This is a genomic window from Mesorhizobium sp. B2-4-19 (assembly GCF_006441315.1).
GTDB lineage: Bacteria > Pseudomonadota > Alphaproteobacteria > Rhizobiales > Rhizobiaceae > Mesorhizobium.
In genome coordinates, this window is the sequence record NZ_VFUV01000001.1 from 112,751 (window position 1) to 127,949 (window position 15,199).

Annotated in this window: 16 protein-coding genes; 8 read left to right on the forward strand and 8 right to left on the reverse strand. The window is 63.6% G+C overall.

The annotated features are described in order from the left end of the window. Positions 1-38 precede the first annotated feature (38 nt). The 8 genes from FJ546_RS00540 to FJ546_RS00575 form a co-directional block, all read right to left on the reverse strand. Positions 39-704 (reverse strand): response regulator transcription factor, encoded by a 666-nt coding sequence (locus tag FJ546_RS00540; protein WP_140887266.1) that lies wholly within the window; start codon positions 702-704, stop codon positions 39-41. Between the two features lie 71 nt (positions 705-775). Next, a complete protein-coding gene (locus tag FJ546_RS00545; RefSeq protein WP_140887268.1) occupies positions 776-1,075 on the reverse strand; it encodes a hypothetical protein in 300 nt (99 codons plus the stop codon). A 173-nt stretch (positions 1,076-1,248) separates the two neighbouring features. Next, complete coding sequence (locus FJ546_RS00550; protein ID WP_140887269.1) at positions 1,249-1,656, reverse strand: DUF3168 domain-containing protein; 408 nt, start codon at positions 1,654-1,656, stop codon at positions 1,249-1,251. Between the two features lie 276 nt (positions 1,657-1,932). After that, complete coding sequence (locus FJ546_RS00555; RefSeq protein WP_140887271.1) at positions 1,933-2,739, reverse strand: ABC transporter permease; 807 nt, start codon at positions 2,737-2,739, stop codon at positions 1,933-1,935. Then, the gene (locus FJ546_RS00560; RefSeq protein ID WP_140887273.1) at positions 2,739-3,572 is read right to left on the reverse strand and encodes an ABC transporter permease; all 834 of its coding nucleotides are present in this window, start codon (positions 3,570-3,572) and stop codon (positions 2,739-2,741) included. Before FJ546_RS00560 ends, FJ546_RS00555 begins: the two co-directional genes overlap by 1 nt. A gap of 19 nt (positions 3,573-3,591) precedes the next feature. Further along, positions 3,592-4,704 carry an ABC transporter substrate-binding protein gene (locus tag FJ546_RS00565; RefSeq protein ID WP_140887274.1) on the reverse strand — a complete coding sequence of 371 codons (1,113 nt, stop codon included), beginning with the start codon at positions 4,702-4,704 and terminating at the stop codon, positions 3,592-3,594. A 70-nt stretch (positions 4,705-4,774) separates the two neighbouring features. Then, positions 4,775-5,869 carry an ABC transporter ATP-binding protein gene (locus FJ546_RS00570; RefSeq protein WP_140887276.1) on the reverse strand — a complete coding sequence of 365 codons (1,095 nt, stop codon included), beginning with the start codon at positions 5,867-5,869 and terminating at the stop codon, positions 4,775-4,777. 150 nt (positions 5,870-6,019) lie between these two features. After that, a complete protein-coding gene (locus FJ546_RS00575) occupies positions 6,020-6,907 on the reverse strand; it encodes a LysR substrate-binding domain-containing protein (RefSeq protein ID WP_140887277.1) in 888 nt (295 codons plus the stop codon). A gap of 75 nt (positions 6,908-6,982) precedes the next feature. Here FJ546_RS00575 and FJ546_RS00580 point away from each other — a divergent pair, with 75 nt between their 5' ends. The 8 genes from FJ546_RS00580 (at position 6,983) to FJ546_RS00615 (ending at position 15,198) form a co-directional block, all read left to right on the forward strand. After that, positions 6,983-8,569 carry an amidohydrolase gene (locus FJ546_RS00580; protein WP_181167763.1) on the forward strand — a complete coding sequence of 529 codons (1,587 nt, stop codon included), beginning with the start codon at positions 6,983-6,985 and terminating at the stop codon, positions 8,567-8,569. Between the two features lie 40 nt (positions 8,570-8,609). After that, complete coding sequence (locus FJ546_RS00585) at positions 8,610-9,542, forward strand: dimethylarginine dimethylaminohydrolase family protein (protein WP_140887281.1); 933 nt, start codon at positions 8,610-8,612, stop codon at positions 9,540-9,542. Positions 9,543-9,701: 159 nt separating this feature from the next. After that, positions 9,702-10,319: a cupin domain-containing protein gene (locus FJ546_RS00590; protein WP_140887283.1), complete on the forward strand. Its 618-nt coding sequence runs from the start codon at positions 9,702-9,704 to the stop codon at positions 10,317-10,319. 140 nt (positions 10,320-10,459) lie between these two features. Further along, positions 10,460-11,401, forward strand: a complete 942-nt coding sequence (locus tag FJ546_RS00595) for a substrate-binding domain-containing protein (protein ID WP_095770772.1) — start codon at positions 10,460-10,462, stop codon at positions 11,399-11,401. A 94-nt stretch (positions 11,402-11,495) separates the two neighbouring features. Then, positions 11,496-12,293: an ATP-binding cassette domain-containing protein gene (locus tag FJ546_RS00600; protein WP_140888014.1), complete on the forward strand. Its 798-nt coding sequence runs from the start codon at positions 11,496-11,498 to the stop codon at positions 12,291-12,293. Continuing rightward, positions 12,290-13,303 (forward strand): ABC transporter permease, encoded by a 1,014-nt coding sequence (locus tag FJ546_RS00605; protein ID WP_140887285.1) that lies wholly within the window; start codon positions 12,290-12,292, stop codon positions 13,301-13,303. The genes FJ546_RS00600 and FJ546_RS00605 overlap by 4 nt, the downstream gene beginning before the upstream one ends. Position 13,304: 1 nt before the next feature. Beyond that, entirely contained in the window at positions 13,305-14,393 is a 1,089-nt protein-coding gene (locus tag FJ546_RS00610) for a phosphotriesterase (protein ID WP_140887286.1), read from the forward strand. Positions 14,394-14,427: 34 nt separating this feature from the next. Further along, the gene (locus tag FJ546_RS00615) at positions 14,428-15,198 is read left to right on the forward strand and encodes a glutamine amidotransferase (RefSeq protein ID WP_140887288.1); all 771 of its coding nucleotides are present in this window, start codon (positions 14,428-14,430) and stop codon (positions 15,196-15,198) included. Position 15,199 lies beyond the last annotated feature (1 nt).

Consider the following 15,199-nt stretch of genomic DNA (forward strand, 5'->3'; position numbering starts at 1 on the left):
AAAGCGGCGCCCCTGCGGTTGGTTTGAGCGGTTCCGAGTTACGCCTCCGGCTCGCGCATGCGGTAGCCCATGCCACGCACGGTTTCGATCATGTCGATGCCCATCTTCCTGCGCAGCCGTCCGACAAACACCTCGATGGTGTTGGAATCGCGGTCGAAATCCTGGTCGTAGAGATGCTCGACCAGTTCGGTGCGCGAGACCACCTCGCCCATATGGTGCATCAGATAGGCAAGCAGGCGGAATTCGTGCGAGGTCAGCTTCAGCGGCACGCCGCCGACATCGGCTTTCGAGGCCTTGGTATCGAGGCGTAGCGGCCCGCAGGTGAGTTCCGATGAGGCATGGCCGGCGGCGCGGCGGATCAGCGCCCTGAGCCGCGCCAGCACTTCCTCGATGTGGAACGGCTTGGTGACATAGTCGTCGGCGCCGGCATCGATGCCGGAGACCTTGTCGCTCCAGCGGTCGCGCGCGGTCAGGATCAGCACCGGCATCTTGCGGCCGCCGCGGCGCCAACGTTCGACCACGCTGATGCCGTCCATCTGCGGCAGGCCGATATCGAGCACGACGGCGTCGTAGGGTTCGGTGTCGCCGAGGAAATGGCCTTCCTCGCCGTCGAAGGCACGGTCGACGACATAGCCGGCGTCGACCAGCGCGTCCGCTATCTGCCGGTTGAGATCCTTGTCATCCTCGACGACGAGTACGCGCATGCGGAGATCGATACCTTTCGAAGGACTTGTTCAGATATAGGCCGATTCCGGCGGCCTGGGAAACGGGTGGGTCAGTTCTGCGGAACGACGATTTCGGAACGGCGCGGACGCTGCCCGTCCTTGCCAGGCACCAGCACGACGATGACGCAGACCGGCTGGCCACCGCGTGTCGACTGCGAGGCCTTGGCCAGCGTCCCGCCATTCTGCTCGGCCACCTGCTGGCCGATCGCGTAGCAGTCGGATGCGGCCAGGACGATCGGGCTGGACTGGTCGGGCGCGATCAGCGGCATCGCCGTCGCCTGCGACGCCAACAGCCCGGCGGCACAGAGCGCCAGGGTCGCGGTTCGAAAGTGGGAGCGAAGCGTTTTCATGGTCGGCGTTGTAACGCATCGGTGCTGAACGTGAAATGAACGGTGATCGATGCGAAAACCATGCCCGCTACATCTCATGAACGCGAAACGACCAACCGTGATTTCGACGCCCCGACGCGACGAAATCCCGCGGACGCCAGTCTAGACTCCGTTTCGGCCGGATTGAAAGCGTATCAGGCATTTTCCTGCGTCAGTGCGCGAAACCGCAGCAACCCGTGATGCACGAGGAGATCCTCGTCGTAACGGGCCTCGGTGAATTCAAGCGACAGCCGCGTCTTGCCGCGCCGGCCGACCACCAGTGCGGCGTTGGCAAGGCGGGCCTTGATGGCGGCCATGATGGCAAGGGTTTCGTCGTTACCATGGGCTTTCGACCAGACATGCAGCGTAATCAACTGATCGTCGTCGTTCTCGGCGCCGGTGTCCCAGTCGAAGGCGGTGGTCTGACCAAAAGTCACGTAGGGGAAAGCGGCATTTTCCGTCGCCCGTTCGAGCAGCCCGGCGCCACCAAGCAGCGCCGACAGCGCCTTATCGCTTTTGAGCCTTAGAAAAAGTGCCTGCAGCAAATCGCCGGGCGCGGTCATTTATCGTCCCCCCTCGCCTGTTATGCCTTGTGCAAGCGGTTCGTCATACTGGCAAATTCACGCGCAGCTTACCCGCTCGTCAAGCCTGCGCCATATCGCATGATTCGCCTCGGCGCGATGATGGACGCCGATGATCTCGAGAATACGACTCTGTTATGAACAGATTGCCATGCCGAGCAACCTTGGAGAGCCTATCGGCTCAGCCGGCATGTTGCCCGAGCGTGAATGAAGTCGAGGAGACGGGCCCAGATTCGGCCGCGCCTCGGTGCGGTTTGTCTAGTGCCCGGGACGCTGCCTGGTGATCACACTGCGCACCGCCAGAACCAGCACCGTGATGATGATCAGGATCACCGAAAGGGCCGCGATCGCCGGGTCGATGTTGTCGCGCAGGCCCATCCACATCAGGCGGGGCAGCGTGATGGCGTTGACCGAGGTGATGAACAGGGTGACGCCGATTTCTTCCCAGGACAGTACGAAGGACAAAAGCGCTGCGGTAATGATGCCGAACTTGATGTTGGGCATGATGATGCGGGTGGCGCGCTCCCAGACAGTTGCGCCAAGGCCGCGCGCGGCAAGGTCGATGCGGCGGTCGAGCTGACTGAGCGAGACCAGGATCAGCACCGTGGCGAAAGGCACCGTCATCACCGAATGCGCCATGGCGACGCCGAGCCAGGTGTCATAGCCGAAGAACGAGCTGAAGCCGGAGATCGAGGTCAGCAGGAAGTAGAGCGTGATCGCCGAGACCACCGGCGGCACAACCATCGGCAGCAGCACGAAACCGACCAGTGCTGCGGTAAAGCGCGGCTGGAACATCCAGACACCGAGGCTGAAGCAAAGCGCCAGCACCGTGGAAATCGCGCTGCTGACGATACCGATGCGGATCGACAACAGGATCGACTGGAGCCAGCGAGGATCCTCGATCAGCGAGCGATAGTGGCGCAGCGATAGTTCGCCCGTCGGCATCGCCAGCATGCGGCTCGGCGTCAGCGACACCGGGATGACCGCAAGCAGCGGCATCAGCAGGAACAGCGCCACCAGGGCGGCGAGGATCAGCGAGATGGGTCCGGGGCGGTAGGTCGGCATCAGATCAACTGCTTCGGTCTGACATAGCGGAACAGCAGCCCCATCAGCGCGCCGACGAACACCACCAGCACGACGCTGATCGCAGCTCCCAGCCCCCAGTCCGGGCTCTGGAAGATCCTGAGATAGATCAGTTCGGCGATCATCACGCTGCGGCCGCCGCCGAGGATCGCAGGCGTGACGAAGAAGCCGAGCGAGAAGACGAACACGATCAGCGCCGAACCGATGATGCCGGAGCGTGTCATCGGCACGAACACCGTCCAGAAGGTGCGCGCGCGGCTGGAGCCAAGCCCACGCGCCGCAAGCAGCACGCGGTCGTCGAGGCTGCGCATGGCGGACGCCAGCGGAAAGACCGCGAAGGGAATGAGGAAATGCGTCATGCCGACGACGACGCCGAATTCGTTGCGCACCAGGGTCAGCGGTTCGGAAATGAAGCCGATCGACTGCAGCCAGGTGTTGATCAGGCCGCGATTGGACAGAAGCGCCACCCAGCCGAAGGCGCGCGTCAGCACAGAGATCCAGAACGGGACCAGGATGCAGAATTCGGCGATGAGGCGCTGCGCCGGGCTGCCGCGCACCCAGACGACCGTGATGGCGTAGGCGGCAGCGACCGACACAACCGTGACGATCGCCGCGATGCGCAGCGTGCGGATGAACACCGACTGCACCAGATCGTCGGTAAGCAAGGCATCATACTGGCCAAGCCCCGGCGTCGGCAGGGCAAAGCTCCACTTCACCACGCCGAGAAACGGCCAGGCATAGGCCAGGACGAGAAACAGGAGCAGCGGCGCCATCAACAGCGCCGCGCCCATCCTGTCGGAGAGAACGCCTCTCATCTCAGATCATCGCTGCCGATCAGGCGGAGATGATCTTGGTGTATTCGTCGAGCGCCGCGCCGTAATTCTTGGCGTACCAGTCCATGTCGAGCGCGATCTGCTTCTTCATGTTTTCGGGATCGACGGGGTTGATGCGCTTCTTGTCGGCGGGGATCAGCGCGTCGGCCGCAGGGTTGGCCGGGCCCTGGCCGAGCTTGTCGAACATGACGAGCTGCTTTTGCGGATCCTGCGCGCTGGCGATGAACTTCATCGCCGCGTCCTTGCCGCCGGGATTGTTCTTGAGCACGGCCAGCGCGCCGGGCGAGATCAGGCCCTGGTCCCAGATGAACTTGATCTTGCCGCCGGAATCCTGCTCGATCAGCGACGCGCGGGTCGACCAGACGATGGCCATCGAGGCTTCGCCGTTGAGCAGCACGCTCTGGCTCTCGGCGCCGCCACCCCAGTAGGCGACGACGTTTTCCTTGAAGGCTGCGATCTTGTCATGCGCCCGCTTGAGGTCGAGCGGGTAGAGCGAAGCCGGCGCGATGCCGTCGGCCAAAAGCGCCGCTTCCCAGCTCGACACGCCCCATTTGTAGAGCGAGCGCTTGCCGGGGAACTTCTTCACGTCGAAGAAATCGGCCATGCCGGTTGGGGCATTGCTGCCGTATTTCTCGGAATCATAGGCGATGACATAGGAGAAGAAATAGGTCGAGGCGGCATATTCCCAGCCGAAGCCAGGGCGCATCTTCTTCTTGTCGACGATGTTGTAGTCGATCGGCTCGAGCGCACCCTGGGCGCCGAGGGTGATTGCCGAGAACGGATCGACGTCGACCAGGTCCCAGGTCGGCGCGCCGCTCTTGAACTGCGCCGAAATGGCGCCTTCGGTCGGGCCGGAGCCGTCCATCTTGACGGTGATGCCGGTGTCCTTGGTGAAAGCCTGGCCATAGGCCGCATCATAGGCGGTGATGGCGTCGCCACCCCAATTGACCAGCACCAGTTCCTTGGCCGCGGCAAAGGCTCCGGTCGAGCGCAGCAGCATCGGCGTGCCGGCGAGCACAAGGGCTGCCAGCTGCGTGAACTGCCGGCGCGAGATCTCGCCGCGTCTGGTCCTTTCGGACAGCGTTTCGATGGCGTGTTTCTTGGTGTCGTTCATGTCAGTTCCCCTTTGTTTTTCGTTGATTTCAATCCGGAAGCCGGTGCGGCGGATCAGGCCGCGCCGGTGCTCATCGTCCTCCGTCCGGAAGGAGGAAACCCTTTTCCGCCGGCCAGGTCAGCCAGACGGAATTGCCTTTGCTCAGTGCCGCGGCGGCAACCTCGTTCGGCACCGAGACGGTCACCTTCGCGCCTTGGCGCGTGGTCAGATCGAGCTTGGTCGCCGCCCCCAGATAAGTCGAGGCAATCGCGGTCGCCGCGATGCCGTTTTCGCCGGCGGCCGCTTCGCGGGCGATCGACATATGCTCGGGCCGGATCGCCAGGATGGCGTCGCCACGGACCTTCTCGGCCTTGCAGTGCATGTTGACCGCGCGGTCTTCGCAAAGGCCTGTCGAGCCATTGTCGGCAGGCTTGACCCCCTTCAGCGGCAGCATGTTGATCTCGCCGAGGAATTCGGCGACGAAGCGGTTGTCCGGCCGGTCGTAGACTTCGTCCGGCGCGCCGACCTGCAGCAATTTGCCATGGTTGAAGATGGCGACGCGCGAAGACAGCGCCAAGGCTTCGCTCTGGTCGTGGGTGACGAAGACGAAAGTGGTGCCGGTTTCCTGGTGCAGGCGCTTCATCTCGGCCTGCATCTGGCCGCGCAAGCTTTTGTCCAGCGCCGAGAACGGCTCGTCGAGCAGAAGCACCCCCGGCTCGAACACCAGTGCGCGGGCCAGCGCGACACGCTGCTGCTGGCCACCGGAGAGCTGCGAGGGCAGTTTCTTCTCATGGCCGACCAAGCCGACGCGCTCGATCATCTCGCCGACCCGCTTCTTGATGTCTGCGGCCGATTTCTTGCGCACCTTGAGCGGGAAGGCGATGTTGGCCTCGACGCTCATATGCGGGAACAGCGCGTAGCCCTGGAACACCATGCCGGCGGCGCGCTGCTCGGCCGGGCGGTCGGTGATGTCGGTGTCGTCGCTGAAAAGCTTGCCTTCTGTCGGCTGCACGAAGCCGGCCAGGATCATCAGGAACGTGGTCTTGCCCGAACCGGAAGGGCCGAGCAGCGTCAGGAACTCGCCGCGGCCGATATTGAGCGACAGATTGTCCAACGCACGGAACGAGCCGAAGCTCTTGCCGATTCCAATTGCCTTGATCTCTGCGGCCCGGCCGGGTTGCTGCATCCTGCCTCTTCCTCAGTCCCAGGTGAAATCGTAGGCAGGCTGGCGGCTCACCGCAACCGAATAGTTTTCGCCTGATCGGCAAATTTGATTCACGTCTGGCAGTCGGGACACACTAAATCTCCGCATCAGGGGTCCCTTGAGAGGGACAGATCAGAGTCGGCTCTCCGACAGCTTCGCCCTGAGCCAGTCGCTGAAGGCGTTGAGCACGGGATGGCCGGCCTTGGCGTGCTCGAAAACCAGGAAATAGGAGCGTGGCGAGGGCACTGACGCTTCAAATGGCTTGACCAGCCGGCCTTCGCTCAGCGCCCGGCGGCCGGTCAGCTCGTCGCCCATGGCAATTCCCTGACCGGCGACCGCCGCCGAGAAGACGAGGTTCATGTCGGAAAAGAAGATACCGCCTTCGGTATCCGGGTTTTCCACCTTGGACAGCGCCAGCCAGCGCGCCCAATCCTCGGTGTCGGAGAGATGCAGCAGGTTGGCGCGCAGGACGTCCGCCGGTTTGGAAAAGCCGCCGACCTTGTTGAGCAATGTCGGGCTGCAGAGCGGCGTGAAGTGGACTTCGCAGAGCAGCTCCACCACCCGGTTCGGCCAGTTGCCGACGCCAAAGGCGATGAAGGCGTCGGCGTCCGGATTCGAGACGTCATCGAGCCGGCGCGGCGTCAGCACCGAGAGCGCCACGTCAGGATACATCTGCTGGAACTCGCCGATATGGGTGCACAGGAACATGGAGGCGAAGCCGGGCGGACAGGAGATGGCAAAGGAGCCGCCGACGCCGGCGCCGTTCGTCTGCGCTCCCGCGTCGCCGAGCACAGTCAGCGCCTTCCTGACATCGGCTGCGTAGCGCTGGCCACGCGGCGTCAGCGCCACCCCCTTGCCGATGCGCTGCAGCAGATCGAAGCCGAGATCGCGTTCCAAAAGCCGCAGCTGGTGGCTCACCGCACTGCGAGTGAGGTGCAGTTCGTCGGCGGCACGCCAGACGCTGCCGTGGCGGGCGAAACTGTCGAGGGCGCGCAGCGCCTGCGTGGATGGAATTCTCAAGAGGTGAACCGAATTTGCATGAACCGGGAAAACATATCACTTTTTGACGAGCCGCTTCACTGCTTTCTTTGATGCATGGACAAACCGGTGACGACATCGGCGCAAGAGACCGCCCTTGCCTGCCTCGACGGCATCCAGCCGCTGCTGTCGGCGTGGACGCGCACCATCTTCGATTTCGGCGAGACCGCCTGGCGCGAGTATCAGTCCGCCGCGTGGTATGTGGAGCGACTGAAGCGGGAAGGCTTTGCCGTCGAGGAAGGTTCCGGCGGCATGCCGACCGCCTTCTGCGCCCACTGGACGAATGGCGCCGGGCCGACGATCGGCCTGTATGCCGAATATGACGCGGTTCCCGGCAACTGCCAGGACGCGGTCACGGTCAAGCAGCCGCGGCCCGGCCTTGGCGTCGAGGCCGGCGGCCACACCGACCCGCATTCGGGGCTCGGCATGGCAAGCCTCGGCGGCCTGCTGGCCACCAAGGCGGCAATGCAGCACCACGGCATTCCAGGCACGTTGCGCTTTACCGGCGAGCCGGCCGAAAAGGTGCGCGGCTCGAAACCTATCCATGCGGCCAAGGGTTATTATGACGGCCTTGCCGGCATGATCTCCTTCCATCCCTTCTACATGCTGCCGCTCTGCAACACCGCGCGCTGGGACACGCATTGTGGGGCAGCCTACGCCGTGATCTACCGCTTCGTTTGCGACGAACCCGAAAACTGGGTTCGCGCAGGCGATGGCGCACCGATCCCGCAGGCGCATTCGGCGGTTCGCGCGCCGGGCGCCAACGACGCGCTGATGACGATGTACATGGCGTCCAAGGCGCTGCGCGACTCCATGCTACCGCATCAGGGGGGCTGGTCGATCAGCGAGGCGATCCTGACTGCGGGCCAGGCGACCGCCGACAATCTGCCGGCGGGGCTGGCCGAGATCCAGTACATGATCCGCGTGCCGACGCTTCGTATGGCCGAGCAGGTCACCGCCGTGCTCGACCGCAATGCCGCGGCGGCGGCGGCGATCGGGGGCTGCCGTTATGAGCGCCACTGGGTATCGAAGTCGCGGCCCGGGCTGGCCAATCACGCCATGGCCGAGATTGCCTATGAAGCGCTGTCGACGGTCGGGCCGCCACGCTGGGACGAGACCGCCAGGGCGATCGGGCGCGAAATCCAGGTCAATGCCGGAGGTCCCGCGACCGAGAACCCGTTCATCGACGAGCTGGAGCGGCTGATCGCACCGCAGGAGGCGGAAGCGATCCTGCGCCGCGACCTGCCGCCTTCGCAGCTGAATTCGACCTCCGACGACTACACCGACATGAGCTGGCACGCGCCGACCGCACGCTTTTACGTCGCTCGTCCGGCGCTGCGTTCGGCCAACGGCCATGCCTATCCCTCCTGGGTGATGAATGCGCTGGGCGGCATTTCAGCGACGATCGATCCAATGATTGCCTGTGCGGCCAGGACGGTCGCGCTGGCGGCGCTGCGCCTGCTCGAGGACGGAAAAGCCCGCGATGCGGCGATGGACGAGTTCGTCACCCGCACAGGCGGCGGAATTGGCGGCACAAACTGGATCGCGCCGCTCTGCGACTACGAACCGCCGATCAACTTCCGCTGGCCGGAATATGTCACCACGGCGCGCGGCCGCGGCTGGTGGATCCCAAGCAAGGGATGACCCGACCAACTCTTGAGAACAAGCCCACGAGGAGAACCGCATGACCGTTCATGATCGCATCGTCGCCGAGCCGTTTTCGCTGCAGCGCCGCAATCCGGCCGGCGGCACCAAGCCGCTGACATCATGGGGCTTCGCCAACGAAACCGACATGTTGACCGACGTGCTGCTGGGATCGCCGAATTTCCTGCGGCATCTGTCGACCAGCTCGCTGTCGCGCAAGCACCTGCGCGAGGCGCCCTGCAACGTCCAGATCGCGCAGGCGCAGCACAAGGACCTGGTCGCCGCCTACGAGCATTTCGGCGTCAACATCCACTGGCACGAGCCGACGCCGGAACTGCCGATGCAGGTCTATTCCCGTGATTCCAGCGTCATGACGCCCTACGGTGCGATCATTACCGCCATGGCCAATTGGTGGCGGCGCGGCGAAAATTATGCCGCCATCCGCACCTACGAGAAGCTCGGCATCCCGATCTACGACATGGTCACGGCAGGCACGTTCGAGGGCGGCGACTTCAACGTCATCGAGGACGGCGTGGTGTTGATCGGCTGCGGCGGCGCCCGCACGCAGGAAGAAGGCGCCCGCCAGGTGCAGGCCTGGTTCGAGAAGGAGGGCTGGGAAACCCGCATCGCCTTCATCGACGAATATTATGTCCATATCGACCTGATGGTGGTGCCGATCGCCGAAAAGCTCACTGCAGTGTGCCTCGCCTGCACCGAGCCCGGCATCGTCGACTGGCTGAAGGGCAAGGGCCATGAGATCATCGATGTTCCCTTCCAGGACACGATGGCGCTCGGCTGCAACTTCATGTCGCTCGGCAAGGACCGGGTGATCGCGCCGACCTCGAGCCAGACGCTGATCGGACAGCTCAAGGCGCGCGGCTTCGAGGTCGCGGCCATCGACATGAGCGAGATCTCCAAGACCGGCGGCGGCATCCACTGCATGGCGCAGGCCTTGAAGCGCGAAGCAGCGTAAGAGATCACCGCCCCGCCGATGTTATACGGCGGGGCGCGGAGACTGCCGTGGACGGGTTCCAGGCTCGATCCGATGCATCGTCCGTTTTTCACAGGATGGACAACGCCCGGGATCGGTTTTACGAGTCAGCCCAACCAGCGGAGATGTTCGCGCCCCCCAATGAACAAGATCGATACCCACAACAGCAAGGGCGGCGACGAGCGCTCTACCGCCACCAGCCTGCTGCGGCTCGGCACAAGGTTGAAGCTCTCCCGGCAGACGCGTGGGCTGACCTTGAAGGCGCTCGCGGCTGCCGCCAACTGCTCTGAAAGCCTGCTTTCCAAGGTCGAGAACGGCAAGGTCTCACCCTCGCTGCCCATGCTTCACCGGCTGGTCGAGGTGCTCGGCACCAACATCGGCTGGATGTTCGAGGAAGCCGATGGCGAGGAAGGCATCGTCTTTCGCGCCGGAGCGCGGCCGCTGATCGCGCTCGATCCGCTCAGGCGCGGCGAAGGCATATCGCTGGAGCGCGTCATCCCCTATTCGCCGGGCCACCTTCTGCAGTGCAATATCCATCATATCGAGGCGGGCGGTGAAAGCGCCGGCCCGATCCAGCATGCCGGCGAGGAAGTCGGCTATCTCCTCGAAGGCGCCATCGAACTGATGGTCGGTGAAAAGACGTTTCGCCTGTCCGCCGGCGATTCCTTCGTTTTCAACTCCGAACTGCCGCACTGGTACCGCAATGTCGGCGACGAACGCGCCAGCATTTTCTGGGTGAATACGCCGGCGACATTCTGATCTCGCCAGCCCCCGTCTCCTTTCGCCAGTGCTAATTCAAGTCACTTGACAAGAAATCAAGTATCTTGAATTATGCGTCTGCGCCCAGCGCCTGATGAGCCCGATCAAGGGCCTTTTCCGCAAAACCAAGGGGAACCGGAATGCGTCTTACCAAGATCCTTTCAGGCTGCGCCGCAGCCATCGCCATGACCCTCGCGCTTGGCTCCGCCTCGGCCATGGCCGAAACCTATGCGCTGGTCACCATCAACCAGCAGGCCCTGTTCTTCAACCAGATCAATGACGGTGCCAAGGCCGCGGCAAAGGCCGCCGGCGTCGACCTCGTCATCTTCAACGCCAACAATGTGCCGAGCGCGCAAAACGACGCGATCGAGAACTACATCACCCAGAAGGTCGACGGCATCATTCTCGTCGCCATCGATGTCAACGGCGTGAAGCCCGCGATCACCGCGGCCAAAGCCGCCGGTATTCCGGTGATTGCCATCGACGCGCAGATCCCGAACGGCGACAATGTCGCCTTCGTCGGCGTCGACAACACCAAGGCCGGCGAGGATATCGGCAAGTTCTACGCCGAATACGTCAAGACCAAGCTGAACGGAACCGCCAAGATCGGCGTTGTCGGCGCGCTCAATTCGTTCATCCAGAACCAGCGCCTGGACGGCTTCAAGAAGGCTGTCACCGAGAGCGGCCAGAAAGTGACTTTCCTCGACACGGTCGATGGCCAGAACGTGCAGGACGTGGCGCTGTCGGCCTCCGAAAACCTGATGACGGCCAATGCCGACATGACGACGCTTTATGCGACCGGCGAGCCGGCCTTGCTCGGCGCCGTTTCGGCCGTCACCAGCCAGGGCCGTACCGGCGACGTCAAGGTGTTCGGCTGGGACCTGACCAAATCCGCGGTGCAAGGCCTCGAAGAGGGCTGGGTAATCGCCGTCGTCCAGCAGGATCCGGCCGGTGAAGGCAAGGCTGCCATCGAAGCCTTCGGCAAGTTGAAGAAGGGCGAGAAGATCGATCCGATCATCAACGTTCCGATCACCATCGTAACCAAGGAAAATGTCGGCCAGTTCAAGGACATGTTCAAGTAAGATCCTCCCCAGACCGCCGGGCCGCGCGTCGACTTTGTGGTCGTCGCGCAGCCCGGCGACCGATTAAACATGCCGCATGAGAACTGGAACCATGATGAGCGATGGCGAGACCTGCCGCGTCAGGATGACCGGTATTTCCAAACGATACGGCCCTATCCAGACGCTGGATGATGTTTCGCTGAAGCTGAAACCTGGCGAGGTGCTCGGCCTGGTCGGCGACAATGGCGCCGGCAAATCCACCTTGAGCAAGGTTCTGTCCGGCGCGGTCATTCCGGATTCCGGCACGATCGAGATCGATGGCAAAGCCGTGTCCTTTTCCTCGCCGGCCGATGCCCGCGCCGCACGGGTGGAGATGGTCTACCAGGACCTTTCGCTCTGCGACACGGTGGATGTGGCCGGCAATCTCTTCCTCGGCCGCGAGCCTCGCCGCCACGTGCTCGGCGTCCCCTTTCTCGACAACAGGCGCATGCATGACCAGACGCGCGAGATGCTCGACCGGCTCGGCATCGTCATCGCCGACACCAGGCTCAAGGTCGAGAACCTGTCCGGCGGCCAGCGCCAGTCGATCGCCATCGGCCGCGCCGCCTCCTTCGATCCATCGGTGCTGATCATGGACGAACCGACAGCCGCCCTCGCGGTGGCGGAAGTCGAGGCGGTGCTGGACCTCATCCGCGCCGTCAGCGCCCGCGGCGTCAGCGTCATCCTCATCACGCACCGGCTGCAAGATTTGTTCCTGGTCTGCGACCGCATCCAGGTCATGTATGAGGGCCGCAACGTCGCCGAACGCAGGATCGGCGACACCAGCATCGAGGAGGTCGTCAACCTGATCGTCGGCCGGAAATTCACCGCGCGTTCGGCGCGCGCCAACCGCGACGAGGGGGTACAGCCATGAACGTCACCTCCGCCGGTGTTGGCGCCTCGCCGCCCAAACGCGCCCACAACAGCACCTGGAAGGATGTGGCGGCAGCCAATGGCAGCGTCGTTTCCATCGCGCTGTTCTTCATCGTCGTCTGCGTGGTCTTCGCGCTGGTCACCGGTTCCTTCCTGACGACGCCCAATCTGCTCAACATCGTGCGCCAGTCGGCGCCGCTGCTGATCGTTGCGGCGGCGATGACCTTCGTCATCACCACCGGAGGCATCGATCTTTCGGTCGGGTCCGTGCTGGCACTGACGGCGACACTTTCGGCCGTTGCGCTGCAGGCCGGCCTGCCATGGCCGCTGGTCGTTGTCGGCATGCTGGCGCTTGGCGCGGCGATCGGCGCCTTGCAGGGCTTCTTCATCGCCTATGAGCGCATCCCGGCCTTCATCGTCACGCTTGCCGGGCTCTCGGTCATCCGTGGCGTGGCGCTGCTGATCACCGGCGGCTATTCGATCCCGGTCGAGCCGACGAGCTTCTTCGTCAACATCGGCAGGGCCTGGTTCCTCGGTGTGCCGGTACCCGCCTTGCTCGCCCTTGTCGTCCTGGCCATCGCCTATCTCGCCTTCAACCAGACGCCGTTCGGCCGCTATGTGACCGGCATCGGGGCCAACGCCGAGGCTGTGCGCCGCGCCGGTGTCGATACGCGTTTCATGACGCTCTTCGTCTATGTACTGTCGGCCATGGCGGCAGCGTCGGCCGGCGTCATTCTGGCCGCGCGGCTGGGCTCCGGCTCGTCCAATTCCGGCCAGGGTTTCGAGCTCGATGTCATCGCCGCCGTGGTGCTTGGCGGCACCAGCCTGTTCGGCGGGCGCGGTACGATCATCGGCACCGTGCTCGGCGCATTGACCGTCGCGGTCATCGGCAACGGCCTGATCCTGGCGCACATGTCGCCCTTCCTGACGCCGATTGTCACCGGCACTATCATCCTCGTTGCCATCTGGCTGAATTTCCGCCTGTTCAAGGGCGCGACGCGGAGCCGCTGACATGGATCATTTGTTCGACAACACGCCAAGGCAAAGGGCGCCGATCGGTGTTCGCTCCGGGACCGTGATGACCGTTACCGGCCCGGTCGCGATCGCCGACATGGGCGTGACGCTGATGCACGAGCATATCCTGCTCGATGGCTCGACATCCTGGAAATGCCCCTGCCATCCCGACGACAGGAAGATCGCCGAGCAGCCGGTCAGCATGGAGATCATCGGCGAATTGCGGATGAACCCCTACATGAACCGCGACAATGTCTCGCTCGACGACAGCGACCTGGCGCTTTCCGAGCTCGCCAGGTACCGGGCGCTGGGCGGCCACACGGTTGTCGACGCGACCAATATCGGCATCGGCCGCGATCCGGTGAAACTGGCGCGTATTGCCCGCGCCTCCGGCTTGCGCATCGTCATGGGCACGGGCTTCTATCTGCAGCACACCCATCCCGACTGGCTGAAGGCGATGGACGTCGACGCCGTCACGGAATTTCTCGTCAACGATGTCGGCGGCGGCTCGACGCAGCCCGAAATCATGGCCGGCATCATCGGCGAGGTCGGCGTCAGCAAGGATTTCACCGAAGAGGAACGCAAGTCGCTGCGGGCTTCAGCGCGCGCGGCCAGGATCACCGGCGTCCCACTGACCATCCATCTGCCCGGCTGGGAACGGCTGGCGCATGACGTGCTCGACGTGGTCGAGGCCGAAGGCGCGGATCTGAGACATACGATCCTTTGCCATATGAATCCGAGCCACAATGATCTTGCCTACCAGAGAAGCCTCGCCGCGCGTGGCGCCTTCCTGGAATACGACATGATCGGCATGGATTTCTACTATGCCGACCAGGATGCGCAGTCGCCTTCCGACGAGCAGAACGCGCAGGCGATCCGGTCGTTGATCGACATGGGGCTGATCGACAGGATCCTGCTGTCTCAGGACGTCTTCCTGAAGATCATGCTGACGCGCTTCGGCGGCTTCGGCTACGGCTTCATCCTCAAACATTTCGTGCCAAGGCTGAAACGCCATGGTGTCGAGCAATCGGCAATCGACCGCATGCTCATCGACAACCCAAAGACCGTGTTCGCCGCGAGCCTCTGAGCTGCCGGCCACAGCAAAAAAACAGGGAGTGTACATGTCCAGGAAGAAAGTTCTTCTCGCCGGCGAGTCCTGGGTCTCGACCGCGACCCACATCAAGGGCTTCGACCAGTTTCCGACCGTGACCTATCACACCGGCGCCGATGAACTGCTGGCGGCGCTGAAGGATGGTCCGTTCGACGTCACTTTCATGCCGGCGCACGAAGCGCAGCGGAATTTTCCCCAAACCATGGAGACGCTTTCGGCTTATGACGCAGTGATGCTCTCCGACCTTGGCGCCAATACGCTGTTGCTTCACCCCGACACCTGGGTCCACTCCAAGCCGACGCCGAACCGGCTGCGGCTGCTGCGCGACTATGTCGGCAATGGCGGCGGCCTCCTGATGTTCGGCGGCTATTACAGCTTCCAGGGCATCAACGGCGGCGCACGCTACCACAAGACGCCGGTCGAGGACGTCCTGCCGGTGACCTGCCTGCCGGTGGACGATCGCGTCGAGGTGCCCGAGGGCTATGCGCCGGTCGTTGTCGGTCCTCAAAGCCATCCGATCCTGAAGGGCCTGGGCAAGGATTGGCCGATCCTGCTCGGCTTCAACGAGGTCACGGTCAAGGAGGGCGCCGAAGTCCTCGCCACCGTGTCTTCCGACTACCGTTCCATGCCACTGCTGGTGACCGGCAAATATGGCAAGGGCCGCACCGTAGCCTGGACATCGGATGTCGGGCCGCACTGGCTGCCGCCGGGCTTCATCGCCTGGAATGGCTACAAGACGCTCTTCGAACAGATGCTGGGCTGGGCGACAGCCAGGGATTAGC

Bases quoted from the DNA above. Each gene is read 5' to 3' on its own strand.
- FJ546_RS00540 (WP_140887266.1), bottom strand. From the start codon at position 704: ATGCGCGTACTCGTCGTCGAGGATGACAAGGATCTCAACCGGCAGATA.
- FJ546_RS00545 (WP_140887268.1), bottom strand. From the start codon at position 1,075: ATGAAAACGCTTCGCTCCCACTTTCGAACCGCGACCCTGGCGCTCTGT.
- FJ546_RS00550 (WP_140887269.1), bottom strand. From the start codon at position 1,656: ATGACCGCGCCCGGCGATTTGCTGCAGGCACTTTTTCTAAGGCTCAAA.
- FJ546_RS00555 (WP_140887271.1), bottom strand. From the start codon at position 2,739: ATGCCGACCTACCGCCCCGGACCCATCTCGCTGATCCTCGCCGCCCTG.
- FJ546_RS00560 (WP_140887273.1), bottom strand. From the start codon at position 3,572: ATGAGAGGCGTTCTCTCCGACAGGATGGGCGCGGCGCTGTTGATGGCG.
- FJ546_RS00565 (WP_140887274.1), bottom strand. From the start codon at position 4,704: ATGAACGACACCAAGAAACACGCCATCGAAACGCTGTCCGAAAGGACC.
- FJ546_RS00570 (WP_140887276.1), bottom strand. From the start codon at position 5,869: ATGCAGCAACCCGGCCGGGCCGCAGAGATCAAGGCAATTGGAATCGGC.
- FJ546_RS00580 (WP_181167763.1), top strand. From the start codon at position 6,983: ATGGACAAACCGGTGACGACATCGGCGCAAGAGACCGCCCTTGCCTGC.
- FJ546_RS00585 (WP_140887281.1), top strand. From the start codon at position 8,610: ATGACCGTTCATGATCGCATCGTCGCCGAGCCGTTTTCGCTGCAGCGC.
- FJ546_RS00590 (WP_140887283.1), top strand. From the start codon at position 9,702: ATGAACAAGATCGATACCCACAACAGCAAGGGCGGCGACGAGCGCTCT.
- FJ546_RS00595 (WP_095770772.1), top strand. From the start codon at position 10,460: ATGCGTCTTACCAAGATCCTTTCAGGCTGCGCCGCAGCCATCGCCATG.
- FJ546_RS00600 (WP_140888014.1), top strand. From the start codon at position 11,496: ATGAGCGATGGCGAGACCTGCCGCGTCAGGATGACCGGTATTTCCAAA.
- FJ546_RS00605 (WP_140887285.1), top strand. From the start codon at position 12,290: ATGAACGTCACCTCCGCCGGTGTTGGCGCCTCGCCGCCCAAACGCGCC.
- FJ546_RS00610 (WP_140887286.1), top strand. From the start codon at position 13,305: ATGGATCATTTGTTCGACAACACGCCAAGGCAAAGGGCGCCGATCGGT.
- FJ546_RS00615 (WP_140887288.1), top strand. From the start codon at position 14,428: ATGTCCAGGAAGAAAGTTCTTCTCGCCGGCGAGTCCTGGGTCTCGACC.